This is a genomic window from Streptomyces sp. NBC_01352 (genome assembly GCF_036237295.1).
Lineage (GTDB): Bacteria > Actinomycetota > Actinomycetes > Streptomycetales > Streptomycetaceae > Streptomyces > Streptomyces plumbiresistens.
Genome location: NZ_CP108354.1, coordinates 6,252,166 through 6,267,704, shown reverse-complemented (window position 1 = coordinate 6,267,704; position 15,539 = coordinate 6,252,166). Strand labels below are relative to the sequence as shown.

Sequence of the window (15,539 nt, the reverse complement as noted above, 5' to 3'; positions counted from 1 at the left end):
CATCCCAAAGGGCTGTGTTGCTAGGCCGCGACCGGCTGCTTCCGCTCCGCCGACGGCGTGGCCGAGCCGCTCCGATCCGCCTCGGCGGCCACGGCTTCCGGTGCCTTGCGCATGCTCTTCAGTACGACGACCAGCGCCGTCGTCACACACACGCCCGCCGCGATGGCGATCAGGTAGAGGAAGGCGTGGCCGATCAGCGGGACCACGAAGATGCCGCCGTGCGGGGCGCGGAGCGTGGCGCCGAAGGCCATCGACAGGGCGCCGGTGACCGCGCCGCCCGCCATCGAGGCCGGGATGACGCGCAGCGGGTCCGCCGCGGCGAACGGGATCGCGCCCTCCGAGATGAAGGAGGCGCCCAGGACCCAGGCGGCCTTGCCGTTCTCGCGCTCGGTCGGCGTGAAGAGCTTCTTGCGGAGGGTGGTCGCCAGCGCCATGCCCAGCGGCGGGACCATGCCCGCGGCCATCACGGCGGCCATGACCTTCATCGCGGAGTCGCTGGGGTCCGCGACGGCGATACCGGCCGTGGCGAAGGCGTACGCGACCTTGTTGACGGGGCCGCCGAGGTCGAAGCACATCATCAGGCCGAGCAGGATGCCGAGCAGGATCGCGTTGGAGCCGGAGAGGCCGGAGAGCCAGTCCGTCATGCCCTTCTGGGCCTCGGCGATGGGCTTGCCGACCACGACGAACATCAGGAAGCCGACGACGATCGAGGAGATCAGCGGGATCACCACCACCGGCATGATGCCGCGCAGCACCGGCGGGATCTTGATCCGCTGGATCGCGAGGACGACACCGCCCGCCAGCAGACCGGCGACCAGGCCGCCCAGGAAGCCCGCGGCGATCTGCGAGGAGATCATTCCGCCGACGAAGCCGGGGACGAGACCGGGCCGGTCCGCCATGCCGTACGCGATGTATCCGGCGAGGACCGGGATGAGGAAGCCGAAGGCGACCCCGCCGATCTGGAACATCAGGGCGGCCCAGCTGTCGACCTGGGTCCAGGAGAAGTGCTCCATGACCGAGGGCGCCTTGTTGATCTCCCAGCCGCCGATGGCGAATCCGAGAGCGATCAGCAGACCGCCCGCGGCGACGAACGGGACCATGTAACTGACGCCGGTCATCAGCCACTTGCGGAGCTTGGTGCCGTAGTTGTCGCCGGACTCACCGGCCCGCTCGACGGGCGTACCGCCCTTGCCGGCCGCGGTGACCTCGCCGCGCTCGGCCCTGCCGCGCACGTCGGCGATGAGTTCGGCGGGCTTGTTGATGCCGGCCTTGACGCCGACGTCGACGGTCGGCTTGCCGGCGAAGCGGTCCTTCTCCCGTACGGGCACGTCGTGGGCGAAGATCACGCCGTCCGCCGCCGCGATCACCGCCGGGTCGAGCCGGGTGAAGCCGGCCGAGCCCTGCGTCTCGACGACGAGTTCGACGCCCGCCTCGCGGCCCGCGTTCTCCAGCGACTCGGCGGCCATGTAGGTGTGGGCGATGCCGGTGGGGCAGGAGGTGACGGCGACGATACGGAACGGGCGCTCTTCGCCTGCTCCGGTGTCCCCGGTTGCTCCGGTGTCCCCGGCGTCGTCGCTGCCCGTGGCGGCGCCGGCGGAGGCCGCCGCCGGCGCCGCCACGGAGTCTGCGGAGGCGGCCTCGGCCGCCTCGGGCTCGTCCCCGCGGATCAGGGCCGCCGCGCCCGCCGCGTCGCCGGCCGAGCGCAGCGCGTCGGTGAACTCGGCGTTCATGAGCTGCCGGGCCAGCGAGGACAGGATCGTCAGGTGGGCGTCGTCGGCGCCCGCGGGGGCGGCGATCAGGAAGATCAGGTCGGCGGGGCCGTCGGCCGCGCCGAAGTCGATGCCGGCGGCGCTGCGCCCGAAGGCGAGCGTCGGCTCGGTGACGTGCTCGCTGCGGCAGTGCGGGATGCCGATGCCGCCGTCGAGGCCGGTCGGCATCTGTGCCTCGCGGGCGGCCACGTCGGCGAGGAAGCCCTCCAGGTCGGTCACCCGGCCCAGGGCGACCATGCGCTCGGCGAGGGCACGCGCCGCCGCTTCTTTGGTGTCGGCGGACAGGTCGAGGTCGACCAGGTCCGCGGTGATCATCTCGCTCATCGCGGGCTCCTTCGCACGCGTATCGCCCGGGGGATGTGGTGGGCGGGGGCGGGGACGGGGATGCAGTGGGGGTTCGTGGGGTTGGTGGAGGAGGCGGGACCGGGGAAGCCCCGCCCCCTCCGGGCGGCGGGCCGGCTCAGGTGGCCCTGCCTCCCTTCGGCCGCGGCGAGTAACGGGGAGCCTCGCCGCTTCACGGCCGGTCCGGTGAGGACGCCGGTGAGGGCACCAGTGACGACGCCGGAGGACACGCAGCTGGTCATGACACCGGCTCCTTCAGTACGCGGTCCACCGGTACCTCGGCCGTGACCGTCACGGCCGCCGGGTCCAGGTCGGACGGCGTCGGCATCACGCTGCCGGGCAGCTGGACGGCCGCGGCGCCGTGCGCGACCGCCGAGGCGAGCGCCTTGGGCCCGCTGCCGCCGGCGATCAGGAATCCGGCGAGGGAGGAGTCGCCGGCGCCCACATTGCTGCGTACGGCGGCCACCTGTGCGCTGCCGAACCAGGCGCCCGCGTCGTTCACGAGCAGCTGTCCGTCGGCGCCCAGGCTCGCGAGGACGGCGCGCGCGCCCCTCTCGCGCAACTCCTCGGCCGCCTTCACCGCGTCGCCCACCGTGGACAGGGGCCGCCCGACGGCTTCCGCGAGCTCCTCGGCGTTGGGCTTCACCACGTCGGGCCGCTCGCGCAGCGCGGCGAGCAGCGCGGGCCCGGAGGTGTCCAGCGCGATCCGCGCGCCGGCGGCGTGCGCCCGCGCGACCAGCTCGGCGTACCACTCGGGCGCGAGCCCTCGGGGCAGGCTTCCGCAGCAGGCGATCCAGTCCGCGTCCCGTGACTGCGCGCGCACCGTCTCCAGGAGGAGCTCCTGCTCCTCCACCGACAGTTCGGGTCCCGGCGCGTTGATCTTCGTGAGCACTCCGTCCGACTCCGCGAGCGCGATGTTCGAGCGGGTGGCTCCGGCGATCGGCACCGGCGCGACCTCGATGCCCTGCGCGTCCAGCAGGTCGGCGACGAGCGCGCCCGGCGCACCGCCGAGGGGCAGGATCGCGACCGTGCGCTGTCCGGCGGCCGAGACGGCCCGCGAGACGTTCACGCCCTTGCCGCCCGGGTCCATGCGCTCGCCGGTGGCGCGGATGACCTCGCCACGGTCGAGCGACGGGACCTCGTAGGTGCGGTCCAAAGACGGGTTCGGGGTGACGGTGAGGATCATGCGCGCACTACTTCCGTGCCGCCGCGCTCGATCGCGGTGGCGTCTTCGGGGCTCAGCCCGCTGTCGGTGATCAGCAGGTCCACGTCGCTCAGGTCGCCGAAGCGGGCGAAGTGCTCCTGGCCGTGCTTGGAGGAGTCGGCGAGCAGCACCACACGGCGGGCCGCGGCGATCGCCGCCCGCTTCACCGCGGCCTCGGCGAGGTCGGGGGTGGTCAGGCCGTGCTCGGCGGAGAAGCCGTTGGCCGCCACGAAGAGGACGTCGGCGCGGATCTCGCCGTACGCCCGCAGCGCCCAGGCGTCCACGGCGGCGCGCGTACGGTGCCGTACGCGTCCTCCGACGAGGTGGAGCTGGATGCCGGGGTGGTCCGCGAGGCGGGCGGCGATCGGCAGGGAGTGCGTGACGACGGTGAGCGCCGCCTCCAGGGGGATCGCGCCGGCCAGCCGCGCCACGGTCGTACCGGCGTCGAGGACCATCGTGCCCTCGGTCGGCAGTTCCGCGACGGCCGCCTTGGCGATGTGGTCCTTCTCGTCGGCCGCCGTGGTCTCGCGTTCGGCGAGGTCCGGCTCGAAGTCGAGGCGGCCGGCCGGGATGGCGCCGCCGTGCACCCGGCGCAGGAGGCCGGCGCGGTCGAGGGCCTTCAGGTCGCGGCGGATCGTCTCCGCAGTGACCTGGAACTGTTCGGCCAGCGACAGTACGTCCACGCGGCCGCCGTCGCGGGCGAGGCGGAGGATCTCCTGCTGCCGCTCCGGTGCGTACATGCCCGTTCGCCTCCCACCTGTGCCCGAACTTGTGGTTTCGCTCGGAGGCTACGCCCGGATTTCCGGAAAGTAAACAGGTTCGGACGTGATTCGGGCATGAACGGACTTCCGTTCATGCCCGAACGCAATACGAGGGCCCGGCACCTCCGCAGGTGCCGGGCCCTTCTCTCCGCCGCTCAGGACAGGAACTCGGGTCAGGACACGATGGGTCAGGACACGAACTCGGGCTCCTTCTCGGCCGCCACCGGGAACTCCGCCCCGGCCCCTTCCGCATGCTGCGCCGGCCGCTTCGGCAGCGCGGACATCAGCAGGAAGATGACGCCCATCACCGCGGCCACCCACCACAGCGCGTGCTGGAAGCCGTCCACGAAGGCCGGGCCCACCTGGTCCGGCCGCAGATCGTCGGCGATCACACCGAAGAAGACCACCGACACCAGGCCGAGCCCCAGCGCGTTGCCCATCTGCTGCACGGTGTTGATGAGGCCCGACGCCGAACCCGCGTGCTCGCGCGGCACCTCCGACAGCACCGCCTCCGTCAGCGGGGCGACGATCAGGCCCATGCCGACGCCCATCACGACCAGCGGCAGCGCCATCTGCCAGGACGCGATGCCGAGGCCGTAGCGCTCGGACTCCCAGATGTAGAGCAGTACGCCCGCCCCCATCACCAGCGCGCCCGCCTGGAGCACCTTGCGGCCGAAGCGCGGGACCAGCTTCTGCACGGACAGACCCGCCGCCGTCGACACGGCGATCGAGAACGGGACGCCGGTCAGCCCGGCCCGCAGCGGGGTCCAGCCCAGGCCCATCTGCATGTACATGGTCCACACCAGGAAGAAGATGCCCAGCGCGACCCCGAAGACGGTCTGCACGGCGATACCGGCGGCGAAGCTCTTGACGCGGAACAGGGACAGTTCGATCAGCGGGGAACCGTCACGCGCCGTCTTGCGCCGCTCGTACGCCACCAGCGCGCCGAGCACCACGAGCGAGCCGCCCATCGACACGTATCCCCACAGCGGCCAGCCCAGCTCCTCGCCGCGGGTGAGCGGGTAGATCAGCATCAGCAGGCCCAGCGTCACCAGCGCGACGCCCACCAGGTCCAGCTTCAGCGCCTTCGGTGCCTTCGACTCGGTGATGAAGCGGCTGCCGAGGATCAGGCCGGCGATGCCGACCGGCAGGTTGATCAGGAAGATGGGCCGCCATTCGAGCCCGAACAGGTTCCACTCGGTCAGCAGGGCGCCCAGCAGCGGTCCGGACACGGCTCCCAGACCGACGATCGCGCCGAAGAGCCCGAAGACCTTGCCACGCTCGTGCGCCGGGAAGGTGGCGTGCACGATCGACAGGACCTGCGGCACCATCAGCGCCGCCATGCCGCCCTGCAGGATGCGGGAGGCGACCAGCATCTCCGGGTTCGCGGCGAAGCCGCACAGCGCGGAGGCGACGGTGAAGCCGCCGATGCCGATCAGGAACAGCCGCTTGCGGCCGTGGATGTCGCCGAGCCGTCCGCCGGTGATCAGGCCGGCGGCGAAGGCCAGCGCGTACCCGGCGGTGATCCACTGGATCTGGCTGAAGGAGGCGCCCGCGTCCTGCTGGATCGACGGGATGGCGATGTTGACGATCGTGACGTCGACGAGGTCCATGAAGGCCGCGGTCATCACGATGGCGAGGGCGAACCAGCGGCGTCGGTCGCCGGCCGCACTGAGGGTGGGCTCGGTGGAGGTCATGTCCCAGAAGCTATGACCGCATTAGGTCAGATCATGTCCTACTTCTGCGGCATCCTCGAACTCATGACGACGGACACTCCGGCCCGGCTCCTCCAGCTCCTCTCCCTCCTCCAGACACCCCGCGAGTGGCCCGGCGGCGAGCTCTCCGACCGGCTCGGGGTCTCCCGCCGCACGGTCCGACGGGACATCGACCGGCTGCGGGAGCTCGGCTACCCCGTGCAGGCGACCAAGGGTGCCGACGGCGGCTACCGGCTCGTCGCGGGCAAGGCGATGCCGCCGCTGGTGCTCGACGACGAGGAGGCGGTGGCGATCGCGGTCGGCCTGCGGGCCGGCGCCGGGCACGCGGTCGAGGGCGTGGAGGAGGCGTCCGTACGGGCGCTGGCCAAACTGGAACAGGTGCTGCCGTCCCGGCTGCGCCACCGCGTCTCCACCCTCCAGGCCGCCACCACCGCGCTGACCAGCGGCGACGGGGCGAGCATCGCGCCCGAGACACTCACCGTCATGGCCTCCACGGTCGCCGGGCGGGAGCGGCTGCGGTTCGCCTACCGCGCCAAGGACGGGGCCGACTCGCGACGCGTGGTCGAGCCGTACCGGCTGGTGTCCACCGGGCGGCGCTGGTACCTCGTCGCCTACGACCTCGGCCGCGACGACTGGCGCACCTTCCGCGTCGACCGGGTGAGCGACCCCTTCGCGACCGGGGCACGGTTCGCCCCGCGGGAGCTGCCCACGGGCAACGCGGCGGAGTACCTGCGGCGTTCGATCCACGGACAGCAGGAGACGTACGACTTCGCGGTGACCTTCGACGCCCCGGCCGAGGCCCTCGCGGCCCGGGTCCCGGCCTGGCTCGGAACGCCCGAGCCGCTGGGTGAGGCGCGTTGCCGGTTGCGGGGTTCGGCCGGATCCGTGGAGTGGCTGGCGGTGCGGCTGGCGATGCTGGGGTTCGACTTCACCGTGCAGGAGCCCGCGGAACTCACGCGGTGCGTAAGGGAGTTGGGCGCGCGGATGGTTCGGGCGGGGTCGGACCCGGAGGACCAGGAGGACCAGGAGAACCCGGCGGACCCAGAGGCCTCTGACTGACCGCCGACTGACCGCGGGTCCGGAGGACGCCCGAACCCGGAGAATCCGGAGGACCGGGAGAACCTGAAGAACCTGGAGGACCGGGAGAACCTGGAGGACCCAGCCTGACCGCGGTCCGGAGGACGGTCGAACCCCGCGGACCCGGCCTGACCGCCATCCGGACGGCGCCCCCGGACGCCCAGGAGGCCCCGGCCCGACCGCCGTCCTGACGGCGCGGCCCTTCAGCCCCGGCACCCCTCCCACGGGAACTCCCCCAGTGCCCCGAGATTGCGCAGCGCCAGTCCCGCCGGTCCCGCCGGTCCGGAGGCCGGGGCGTCCCCGGTGGCCCATGCCTCAACGGCCGTACGTACGGCGGCACTTGCCACGGCGGCGGCGAAGCGCAGGTCGGGCCGTGCGGGGAGAGGACCGGCCACGTCGTCGCCACCGGGCGTGAGCCGCTCCGCCAGTACCTCGGCCAGCGTCCGCTCCCCCGCCTGGCAGACCTCCGCCCACACCTTGCGCAGGCTCGGGCTCGCCTCCGCCAGCCGGATCAGGGTGCGCACCCACTCCCAGGACGCCGCCGACACTCCGGCGCCCGGCGTCAACGTGTGCCGGACCGCGTGCTCCAGGGCCTGCGGCACGGTCAGGTCGGCGGGTGCCTGGCGTACCGCCTCGGCCCAGAGCTGGGCGCCCGCCGCGTAGAGCGGGGCGACGGACTCCTCCTTGGTCGCGAAGTAGCGGTAGAAGGTGCGCGGGGCGATGCCGGCGGCCTGGGCGATGTCCTCGGCCCGGGTGGCCCGCAGGCCGTGTTTCACGAAGAGTTGGGCAGCCGCCCGGGCGATGTCCATGCGGGTCGCGGCCTTGCGCCGTTCGGTGAGGGAGACGGGGGTCGCCGCGGGCGAGGGAGGGGTGGGGCTGCTCACGTTCGGCAGGCTATGCCCATGTGGCAGAATCTGCCATCCGGCGGGCCACCCCGGGGTTCAGGTACGGGGTGGCCCGCCGTTTCACCTTGCCCGGGTACGGAACCGGCGGCAGCGGCGGCCGGAAGGAACCGGGGCACGGCGGCCGGAAAAGACGGAGGCGAGCCCGAGCCTGCGCAAAGAGAGAGCCGGACCCCGGCGCCCGGGGGGAGGGGCGCCGAGGCCCGGCTCGGAAGAGTCCCGGCGCCGGGGGGATGTATGCGTCGGGACTGTGGCTCGGTGGGTCGGCAGGGCACGGAGGCCGGCGGCGGGACGGGTCCCGGCCCGCTCGAACTCCTGGGCCCTGAAGTCTTGTTCCCGGGGCTTCGCCGGTTGAAGCGGCGTTACAACGCCATGTTTGCGCTGTCTTTCGCCACCCGGCGCGCGCGGCACCCTCGGTCGTACGCCTCCCGGCGCCGCGCCCGCCCGGGACGGTTACGCCGCCGCGTCGAACCCGGTGTCCCGCGCCAGCTTCTTCAGCTCCAGCAGCGCGTGCTTCTCGATCTGGCGGATCCGCTCGCGCGTCAGGCCGTGTTCCTTGCCGACCTCGGTCAGCGTGCGCTCCCGGCCGTCCTCGATGCCGTACCGCATCTTGATGATGGAGGCCGTGCGCTGGTCGAGGCGCCCGATGAGGTCGTCGAGTTCCTCGCTGCGCAGCAGCGTGAGCACCGACTGCTCCGGCGACGCCGCCGACGTGTCCTCCAGGAGGTCGCCGAACTGGGTCTCGCCCGCGTCGTCCACCGGCATGTTCAGGGAGACCGGGTCGCGGGCCCAGTCCAGGACGTCCGTGACACGGGCCGGGTTCGAGTCGAGCTCGGCGGCGATCTCCGCGGGCTCCGGGTCGCGGCCGTGCTCGCGGTTGAACTCGCGCTGCACACGGCGGATCCGGCCCAGCTCCTCCACCAGGTGGACGGGCAGGCGGATGGTGCGCGACTGGTCCGCTATCGAGCGGGTGATGGCCTGACGGATCCACCAGGTCGCGTACGTCGAGAACTTGAAGCCCTTGCGGTAGTCGAACTTCTCGACCGCGCGCACCAGGCCGGCGTTGCCCTCCTGGATCAGGTCGAGCAGGGGCAGGCCGCTGCGGGGATAGCGGCGGGCCACGGCGACGACCAGGCGGAGGTTGGAACGGATGAAGACGTCCTTGGCCCGCTCGCTCTCGGCGACCAGGGCCTCGAGCTCCTCGCGGGTCGCGTCCGCCTTCGCCACTTCGTCCCCGTCGAGAATCTGCTGTGCGAAGACACCCGCCTCGATGATCTGGGACAGCTCGACTTCCTTGGCGGCGTCCAGCAGCGGTGTACGCGCGATCTCGTCGAGATACATGCCGACCAGGTCGCGGTCGGCGATCTCGCCGCCATGGGTGCGAACACTGCTTGCCGCGTCGGTCCCGCCGGTGGCGGACTGACGACGGGCGACGGCACGGGTTGCCATGCGTGCTCCCTTGCGATGGTGAGGTCAGCGGGTGGTCCTTAGACGCTGGGCACTCTCCTCGGGTGCCCTGCTTCCGATGGAAACAACGACTGGAATCCGGACAGAATTCCCAACCCACCCCACTATTTTTCTGATCATGCAGTACCCTGCCTGGCCACACGAGGAGGCACGATGTCGTCGGAACGTACTGAGGTGCAGGTCAGGCCTGGAGTCGAAAGCGACCTCACAGCCCTCACCGACATCTACAACCACTACGTTCTGGAGACGCCCATCACATTCGATACCGCGGTCTTCACTCCGGAAGAGCGCCGCCCTTGGCTGCTCTCCCACCCTGAAGACGGCCCGTATCGCCTGAAGGTTGCCATCCGGGCGGACACACAGGAGATTCTGGGTTACGCCACATCCAGCCCTTACCGCGCGAAGCCCGCCTACTCCACCTCCGTGGAGGTCACCGCCTACCTCGCCCCGCACGCGGGCGGCCGCGGCATCGGCACGCTCCTCTACAAGGCGCTCTTCGAGGCCCTGTCCGGCGAGGACGTGCACCGCGCCTACGCGGGTATCGCCCAGCCCAACGAGGCGTCGAGGCGGCTGCACGAGCGTTTCGGGTTCCAGCACGTCGGCACGTACCAGGAGGTGGGCCGGAAGTTCGGCCGCTACTGGGACGTGGCCTGGTACGAGAAGGAGCTGTAGCGGCCTCGGCCGAAACGCCCTTCGGATCAGCCGAACTGCACGGACCGCTTCGCCATTCCCATCCAGAACCCGTCGATCACCGACTTCTGCGTGTCCATCTCACCGGCCACGTCCGCCGCGCCCATGGTCACGAACAGCGGGGCGAAGTGCTCGGTGCGCGGGTGGGCGTACCGGCCGGCCGGGGCCTTGTGCAGGAAGTCGAGCAGGGCGTCCCAGTCGCGGGTCTCCAGGGCGCGGCGGCCCCAGTCGTCGAACTCGGAGGACCAGGTCGGCACGCCCGGGCCGGTGTGCCGCAGGGCGGCCAGGTTGTGGGTGAAGAAGCCGGAACCGACGATCAGCACGCCCTCGTCGCGCAGCGGCGCGAGCTTGCGGCCGATCTCCATGAGGCGGACGGGGTCGAGGGTCGGCATGGAGATCTGGAGCACCGGGATGTCGGCCTCGGGGAACATCTCGACCAGCGGGACGTAGGCGCCGTGGTCGAGGCCGCGGTCCGGGATGTCCTGGACGGGGATGCCGGGCGCGCGCAGCAACTTCCGTACGGATTCGGCGAGTTCGGGGGCGCCGGGAGCGTCGTACGTCACTTGGTAGTAGTGCTCGGGGAAGCCCCAGAAGTCGTAGACGAGGGGGACGGGCCGGACGGCGCCGAGGGCGAGCGGGGCCTCCTCCCAGTGGGCGGAGACCATGAGGATCGCCTTGGGGCGCGGCAGGCCCGCCGACCAGGCGGCGAGTTCGCCGGGCCAGATCGGGTCGTCGGCCAGGGGCGGGGCCCCGTGGCTGAGGTAGAGGGCGGGCATGCGCTCCTGAGTGGCGGCGGACATGGCGGGCGGCTCCTCCGTGAATCGTGCGTGGGTCACTGCTTCAAGTGTGAAGCTCCATTTGCTTCAACTTTTAAGCTTCTACTCCCAGACTCTACGTCCTACTTGTTTAAGATTCAAGAAGAGCTCTCGTACGATGGAGTACATGAACACGGCATCCGCATCCGCTGAAGGGCCACGTTGGCTCACCGAAGAGGAGCAGCGCGTCTGGCGCGCCTACGTCCACGCCACCACGCTCCTCGAAGACCACATGGACCGCCAGCTCCAGCGCGACGCGGGGATGCCGCACATCTACTACGGCCTCCTCGTCAAACTCGCCGAGTCCCCGCACCGACGGCTGCGCATGACCGAGCTGGCCATGCACGCGAAGATCACCCGCTCCCGCCTCTCGCACGCCGTGGCCCGCCTGGAGAAGAACGGCTGGGTCCGCCGCGAGGACTGCCCCTCCGACAAGCGCGGCCAGTTCGCGGTGCTGACGGAGCAGGGCCTGGAGATGCTGGAGCAGGCCGCGCCGGGCCACGTCGCGGCCGTACGCAACGCGGTCTTCGACCGGCTCACCCCCGAACAGCAGAAGTCCCTCGGCGAGATCATGGAGATCGTCGCCGAGGGACTTCAGCCGAACGAAGCGGGTGCGGACCTGCCCTGGCTCCGCTGAGGGAAGCCAGGGCAGGTCCTGCGGGACGTACGTACGGGGCGTCCCCTCCCCGTACGCACAGATGGCCCGAAGGGGTACGACCGGACAGCCGCCGTCAGTGGGCGATCACCGGAATCGGCAGCTCGTCCTCGGCGCCTTCGCCGGAGCCGGTCACCGTGGTGGAGCCCGGCTTGCCGGTGTTGATGAAGGTCGCGGCGATCACCGCGGCGAGGACCAGGATGCCGACGGCGAACCAGATCGCGTTGGTGTACCCGTGCACCTGGCCCTCCAGCTGGACCAGCTGCTGCTGGGCCTGGGAACCGGCGCCGCCGATGTGGTCCTTGATGTACGCGGTCGTCGCCGAGGCGGCGATCGTGTTCAGCAGGGCCGTACCGATCGCGCCGCCCACCTGCTGCGAGGTGTTGACCATCGCGGAGGCGACACCGGAGTCACGCGGCTCGACACCGTGCGTGGACAGGGACATGGCGGGCATGAACGCCGTACCCATACCGAGGCCGAGCAGCACCATCCCCGGCAGGATGACACTGGCGTACGAGGTGCCGAGCTCCAGCTGGGTGAGGAACAGCATGCCGACCGCGGCGACCAGGAAGCCCGGAGCCATCAGCAGGCGCGGCGGGACCCGGGTCATCAGGCGGGTGCCGATCTGCGTGGAGCCCACCATCATGCCGCCGATCATCGGCAGGAAGGCGAGGCCGGTCTTGACCGGCGAGTAGCCCAGCACCAGCTGCAGGTAGTAGGTCAGGAAGAGGAACAGGCCGAACATCGCGATGATCGCGAGGCCGAGGGAGAGGTAGACGCCTCCGCGGTTGCGCTCGGTGATGACGCGCAGCGGCAGCAGCGGGGCCTTGACCTTGGACTCGACGAGGGCGAACGCGGCGAGCAGCACGACCGACGCGACGAACAGGCCAACCGTCGTGGAGTCGCCCCAGCCGTCGGACTCGGCGCGGGTGAAGGCGTAGACCAGCGTGACCAGACCGAGAATGGACAGGACGACGCCCGGGATGTCGAGCGGCGAGCGGTTGCGGCTGCCGGACGGCTCACGGATGACGAAGTACGCGCCCGCGGCCGCGACGACCGCGAACGGGATGTTCACGAAGAACGTCCAGCGCCAGTCCAGGTACTCGGTGAGCAGGCCGCCGAGGATGAAGCCCACGGCGCCGCCGCCACCGGCGATCGCACCGTAGATACCGAACGCCTTGGCGCGCTCCTTGGGCTCCGTGAACATCACGGCGAGCAGCGAGAGCGCGGCGGGCGCGAGCAGCGCGCCGAACGCACCCTGCAGGGCACGGGCGCCGAGCATCATCGCCTCGTTGGTGGCCGCACCGCCGAGCGCGGAGGCGGCGGCGAAGCCGATCAGACCGGCGACGAAGGTGCGCTTGCGGCCCCACAGGTCCGCGATGCGGCCGCCGAAGAGCAGCAGACCGCCGAAGGCCAGGGCGTAGGCCGTGATGACCCACTGCCGGTTGCCGTCGGAGATGCCCAGGTCCTGCTGTGCGGACGGCAGGGCGATGTTCACGATGGTCGCGTCGAGGACGACCATCAGCTGGGCGAGCGCGATGAACGTCAGCGCTTTCCAGCGGTTTGCATGGGAGTCGGCTGCCGCCTTGGCGGTGGCCTGAGCTGTTTCAGACATGGGAGTACCCACTCCGGGACTTCGTGACGGAAATTCGGGACGTAGTGGTCGAAAAAGACGTAGTGGTGGAAAAGACGTTGGTGGAAAAGGCGTCCAAGGAGAACGGCTCGTCGACGGTGACGGCCGAAGTTCGGTGTGATGACCGAGCCGGTGGGGCGACTGAGTCCCTGTGGTTGCTTGCTTGTGCGATGACTCGTGGGGAGTGCTGAACTAATCGGTCAGGACTGCCGCAGGTCCTCCATCGTCACGGCCGATCCCGGCAGGGTGGAGGGGGCAGGCGCCCGCATTCCGTCCAGGAGCAGCTGCAGGTGTCGGTGTACGAAGCGGTCGGCCATTTCGCATCCGGTCCCGGCCGGAGGCCGGCTGAGCTGGGCCACGACGACCATCACGTCGCCGACACCCACGTCGGTGCGAAGCTGCCCGGCCACCTTGGCCCGGTCCATGAGCGCGTCGATGATGCCCTCGAGCCGCTCGCGCGCCGCCTCCAGGTCCGGGTGGTACCGGTCGAAGGTGGTGGCGACCATCGGGCACAGCGCGCTGACCCGCTCGTCGGCGGCGACGTGCACGAAGCGCTCCAGCGCTCCGAAGGCGTCGCCGGTCTCGGCGAGCGCCTGCTCGGCCGCCTCCGCCGTGCGGTCCATGACCGAGCAGACGACCTCGCGGACGAGGGCGTCACGGTCCGGGAAGTTGCGGTACACCGTGGCGTTGCCCACGCCGGCCCGGCGGGCGATCTCGTCGAGCGGCACGTCGGGGCCGAACTCGGTGAACATCTCCCGGGCGGCGGTGACGATCCGCTCCCTGTTGCGCAGGGCGTCGGCGCGCGGCCGGGGCGCCTTGCGGCGCACGGGGGTGGCGGTCTCCACGGCGTACTCCAGAGGCTGTTGGTGTGCGATCCGGGGAAGTGCTCCCCGTTTCGCTCGGACACATGGCTAAACGGGGAAGAGGTCCCCGGTTATTTCCCGCTCACCGGAACATTCCATGTGACCTGAGTCACATAACTCAGGGGCGGGAAACCCACGTTCGGGTCCCTCCAGCGCGCGCCCTCGAATCCCTCGCCACAGGGTGATCGAAAGGGCGCAGCTTCGGACTCCAGAGCACCGGCTGCCGCGGAGCGAAGGGGCCATGCATGCAGCCGAGCCGTCGGATACGCCCGCGCCGCGTGGCCGCCCTCGCGTCCGTGACCGCGCTGACCCTCGCGGTCAGCACGTCGGCCGGCACGGGGCACCTCACGCCGGGCACCACGACGGCCGGCGCCGGGCCGATCGCCCTGGCCCGCACCTCCGCGCACGGCCCCTGCATGATCAGCGGCGGCCCCACGGTCCAGATGTCCGAGGGCGTCCCCACCCCCGGCGGCTACTCCCGCTCCACCGGCACCGTCCGCGCCCTCACCCTGATGGTCGACTTCTCCGACGCCCCCGGTGCGGGCACCGCCCTCGACCGCTTCCACGAGTTCTTCCCGCAGACCCGGGAATGGTTCCGCACCAGCTCCTACGGCCGCCTCGACTACCGCCCGGAAACCCCCCTCCCCGACTGGCTGCGCATGCCCAAGCCCTTCCGGGCGTACGACATAGAGCGCGGCGCCCCCTTCGACCCCGGCTACCGGCAGCTGGTCCAGGACATCGTGGCCGCGGCCGATCCCCAGGTGGACTTCCGGACGTACGACTTCCTCAACGTCCTGGTGACCCCGAACGCCGGCCCCTCCGCCCTGGACACGGTCCTGTCGGTGACCTTCGCGGGCAACGTGGAGGCCCCGGTCGCGGACGGCGTCCCCGTCGCCAACGCCTCCTTCGTCTACTCCCGCCAGGACGACGGCTCCGGCTCCTACGACCGCACCGGCTACCGCGTCCTCCCCCACGAGAACGGCCATGTCTTCGGCCTGCCCGACCTCTACACCCAGGAGGGCGGGGGCGCGGTCGGCCACTGGGACATCATGAGCGAGGACTGGGGCGCCAACAACGACCTCCTCGGCTGGCACAAGTGGAAACTCGGCTGGCTCGACGCGACCCAGGTGAACTGCGCCTCGACACCCGGGACGACGGAGTACACGCTCACCCCGCTGGCCCGCTCCGGCGGCGCGAAACTCGTCTTCGTCCCCCTCGACCGCCGCACCGGCTACGCCGTCGAACTGCGCACCCGCGAGGGCAACGACGAGACGGTCTGCCGTCCCGGCATCCTGATCTACAAGGTCGACGCGGACGTCGACACCGGCCGGGGCCCGGTCACGGTCTACGACTCCCACCGCGACAGCGGCGGCTGCACGCGCAGCCCGAACGTCCACGCGGAGCTGTCGGACGCGCCGTTCGTCCCCGGGGAGGAGTTCCGGGATGTGCGGCGGGGGGTGCGGATCGCGGTGGCGGGGGCGGAGCTTTCGGGGGATTACCGGGTGCGGGTGAGTCGGGGGTAGGTGGGATGGTGGGAGTGGGCGCGGCCGGGATTACGGTGGGGCTGCCCTGACCGCCGTACGGGATTACGGTTGGCCGTCCTGACCGCCGTACCGGATTACGGTTGGCCCGACCCGACCGCCGTA

General features: G+C 71.2%; 14 protein-coding genes. 4 read left to right on the top strand and 10 right to left on the bottom strand.

The window, feature by feature from the left end; translation table 11 throughout:
- Nucleotides 1-20: 20 nt before the first annotated feature.
- The 5 genes from OG252_RS29255 to OG252_RS29235 form a co-directional block, all read right to left on the bottom strand.
- A complete protein-coding gene (locus OG252_RS29255; RefSeq protein ID WP_329339836.1) occupies nucleotides 21-2,093 on the bottom strand; it encodes a PTS fructose transporter subunit IIABC in 2,073 nt (690 codons plus the stop codon).
- Complete coding sequence (locus OG252_RS29250; protein WP_329339834.1) at nucleotides 2,090-2,353, bottom strand: hypothetical protein; 264 nt, start codon at nucleotides 2,351-2,353, stop codon at nucleotides 2,090-2,092. Before OG252_RS29250 ends, OG252_RS29255 begins: the two co-directional genes overlap by 4 nt.
- The gene (gene pfkB / locus OG252_RS29245) at nucleotides 2,350-3,297 is read right to left on the bottom strand and encodes a 1-phosphofructokinase (RefSeq protein ID WP_266438129.1); all 948 of its coding nucleotides are present in this window, start codon (nucleotides 3,295-3,297) and stop codon (nucleotides 2,350-2,352) included. The genes OG252_RS29250 and pfkB overlap by 4 nt, the downstream gene beginning before the upstream one ends.
- The gene (locus tag OG252_RS29240) at nucleotides 3,294-4,055 is read right to left on the bottom strand and encodes a DeoR/GlpR family DNA-binding transcription regulator (protein WP_266438126.1); all 762 of its coding nucleotides are present in this window, start codon (nucleotides 4,053-4,055) and stop codon (nucleotides 3,294-3,296) included. The genes pfkB and OG252_RS29240 overlap by 4 nt, the downstream gene beginning before the upstream one ends.
- Before the next feature lie 209 nt (nucleotides 4,056-4,264).
- A complete protein-coding gene (locus OG252_RS29235; protein WP_266438124.1) occupies nucleotides 4,265-5,773 on the bottom strand; it encodes an MFS transporter in 1,509 nt (502 codons plus the stop codon).
- Nucleotides 5,774-5,836: 63 nt separating this feature from the next.
- Between OG252_RS29235 and OG252_RS29230 the strand changes: the two genes are divergently transcribed.
- Nucleotides 5,837-6,850 (top strand): helix-turn-helix transcriptional regulator, encoded by a 1,014-nt coding sequence (locus OG252_RS29230; RefSeq protein ID WP_329345216.1) that lies wholly within the window; start codon nucleotides 5,837-5,839, stop codon nucleotides 6,848-6,850.
- Between the two features lie 221 nt (nucleotides 6,851-7,071).
- Here OG252_RS29230 and OG252_RS29225 read toward each other — a convergent pair whose 3' ends face one another.
- Entirely contained in the window at nucleotides 7,072-7,677 is a 606-nt protein-coding gene (locus OG252_RS29225; protein ID WP_266448387.1) for a TetR/AcrR family transcriptional regulator, read from the bottom strand.
- A 546-nt stretch (nucleotides 7,678-8,223) separates the two neighbouring features.
- Nucleotides 8,224-9,219 carry a sigma-70 family RNA polymerase sigma factor gene (locus OG252_RS29220; protein WP_266438121.1) on the bottom strand — a complete coding sequence of 332 codons (996 nt, stop codon included), beginning with the start codon at nucleotides 9,217-9,219 and terminating at the stop codon, nucleotides 8,224-8,226.
- 171 nt (nucleotides 9,220-9,390) lie between these two features.
- Here OG252_RS29220 and OG252_RS29215 point away from each other — a divergent pair, with 171 nt between their 5' ends.
- Nucleotides 9,391-9,909 (top strand): GNAT family N-acetyltransferase, encoded by a 519-nt coding sequence (locus OG252_RS29215; RefSeq protein WP_329339829.1) that lies wholly within the window; start codon nucleotides 9,391-9,393, stop codon nucleotides 9,907-9,909.
- A 26-nt stretch (nucleotides 9,910-9,935) separates the two neighbouring features.
- Here OG252_RS29215 and OG252_RS29210 read toward each other — a convergent pair whose 3' ends face one another.
- Entirely contained in the window at nucleotides 9,936-10,727 is a 792-nt protein-coding gene (locus OG252_RS29210) for a dioxygenase family protein (RefSeq protein WP_266448384.1), read from the bottom strand.
- A gap of 133 nt (nucleotides 10,728-10,860) precedes the next feature.
- Here OG252_RS29210 and OG252_RS29205 point away from each other — a divergent pair, with 133 nt between their 5' ends.
- Nucleotides 10,861-11,379 carry a MarR family winged helix-turn-helix transcriptional regulator gene (locus tag OG252_RS29205; RefSeq protein ID WP_329339827.1) on the top strand — a complete coding sequence of 173 codons (519 nt, stop codon included), beginning with the start codon at nucleotides 10,861-10,863 and terminating at the stop codon, nucleotides 11,377-11,379.
- 94 nt (nucleotides 11,380-11,473) lie between these two features.
- On the opposite strand, the gene OG252_RS29200 is transcribed toward OG252_RS29205, so the two are convergent.
- The gene (locus tag OG252_RS29200) at nucleotides 11,474-13,012 is read right to left on the bottom strand and encodes an MFS transporter (protein WP_266438115.1); all 1,539 of its coding nucleotides are present in this window, start codon (nucleotides 13,010-13,012) and stop codon (nucleotides 11,474-11,476) included.
- Between the two features lie 218 nt (nucleotides 13,013-13,230).
- The gene (locus OG252_RS29195) at nucleotides 13,231-13,875 is read right to left on the bottom strand and encodes a TetR/AcrR family transcriptional regulator (RefSeq protein ID WP_266438113.1); all 645 of its coding nucleotides are present in this window, start codon (nucleotides 13,873-13,875) and stop codon (nucleotides 13,231-13,233) included.
- 263 nt (nucleotides 13,876-14,138) lie between these two features.
- On the opposite strand from OG252_RS29195, the gene OG252_RS29190 reads away from it, so the two are divergent.
- Nucleotides 14,139-15,416: a M6 family metalloprotease domain-containing protein gene (locus tag OG252_RS29190; RefSeq protein ID WP_266438110.1), complete on the top strand. Its 1,278-nt coding sequence runs from the start codon at nucleotides 14,139-14,141 to the stop codon at nucleotides 15,414-15,416.
- Nucleotides 15,417-15,539 lie beyond the last annotated feature (123 nt).

Bases quoted from the DNA above. Each gene is read 5' to 3' on its own strand.
- OG252_RS29255 (WP_329339836.1), bottom strand. From the start codon at position 2,093: ATGAGCGAGATGATCACCGCGGACCTGGTCGACCTCGACCTGTCCGCC.
- OG252_RS29250 (WP_329339834.1), bottom strand. From the start codon at position 2,353: ATGACCAGCTGCGTGTCCTCCGGCGTCGTCACTGGTGCCCTCACCGGC.
- pfkB (WP_266438129.1), bottom strand. From the start codon at position 3,297: ATGATCCTCACCGTCACCCCGAACCCGTCTTTGGACCGCACCTACGAG.
- OG252_RS29240 (WP_266438126.1), bottom strand. From the start codon at position 4,055: ATGTACGCACCGGAGCGGCAGCAGGAGATCCTCCGCCTCGCCCGCGAC.
- OG252_RS29235 (WP_266438124.1), bottom strand. From the start codon at position 5,773: ATGACCTCCACCGAGCCCACCCTCAGTGCGGCCGGCGACCGACGCCGC.
- OG252_RS29230 (WP_329345216.1), top strand. From the start codon at position 5,837: ATGACGACGGACACTCCGGCCCGGCTCCTCCAGCTCCTCTCCCTCCTC.
- OG252_RS29225 (WP_266448387.1), bottom strand. From the start codon at position 7,677: ATGGACATCGCCCGGGCGGCTGCCCAACTCTTCGTGAAACACGGCCTG.
- OG252_RS29220 (WP_266438121.1), bottom strand. From the start codon at position 9,219: ATGGCAACCCGTGCCGTCGCCCGTCGTCAGTCCGCCACCGGCGGGACC.
- OG252_RS29215 (WP_329339829.1), top strand. From the start codon at position 9,391: ATGTCGTCGGAACGTACTGAGGTGCAGGTCAGGCCTGGAGTCGAAAGC.
- OG252_RS29210 (WP_266448384.1), bottom strand. From the start codon at position 10,727: ATGTCCGCCGCCACTCAGGAGCGCATGCCCGCCCTCTACCTCAGCCAC.
- OG252_RS29205 (WP_329339827.1), top strand. From the start codon at position 10,861: ATGGAGTACATGAACACGGCATCCGCATCCGCTGAAGGGCCACGTTGG.
- OG252_RS29200 (WP_266438115.1), bottom strand. From the start codon at position 13,012: ATGTCTGAAACAGCTCAGGCCACCGCCAAGGCGGCAGCCGACTCCCAT.
- OG252_RS29190 (WP_266438110.1), top strand. From the start codon at position 14,139: ATGCAGCCGAGCCGTCGGATACGCCCGCGCCGCGTGGCCGCCCTCGCG.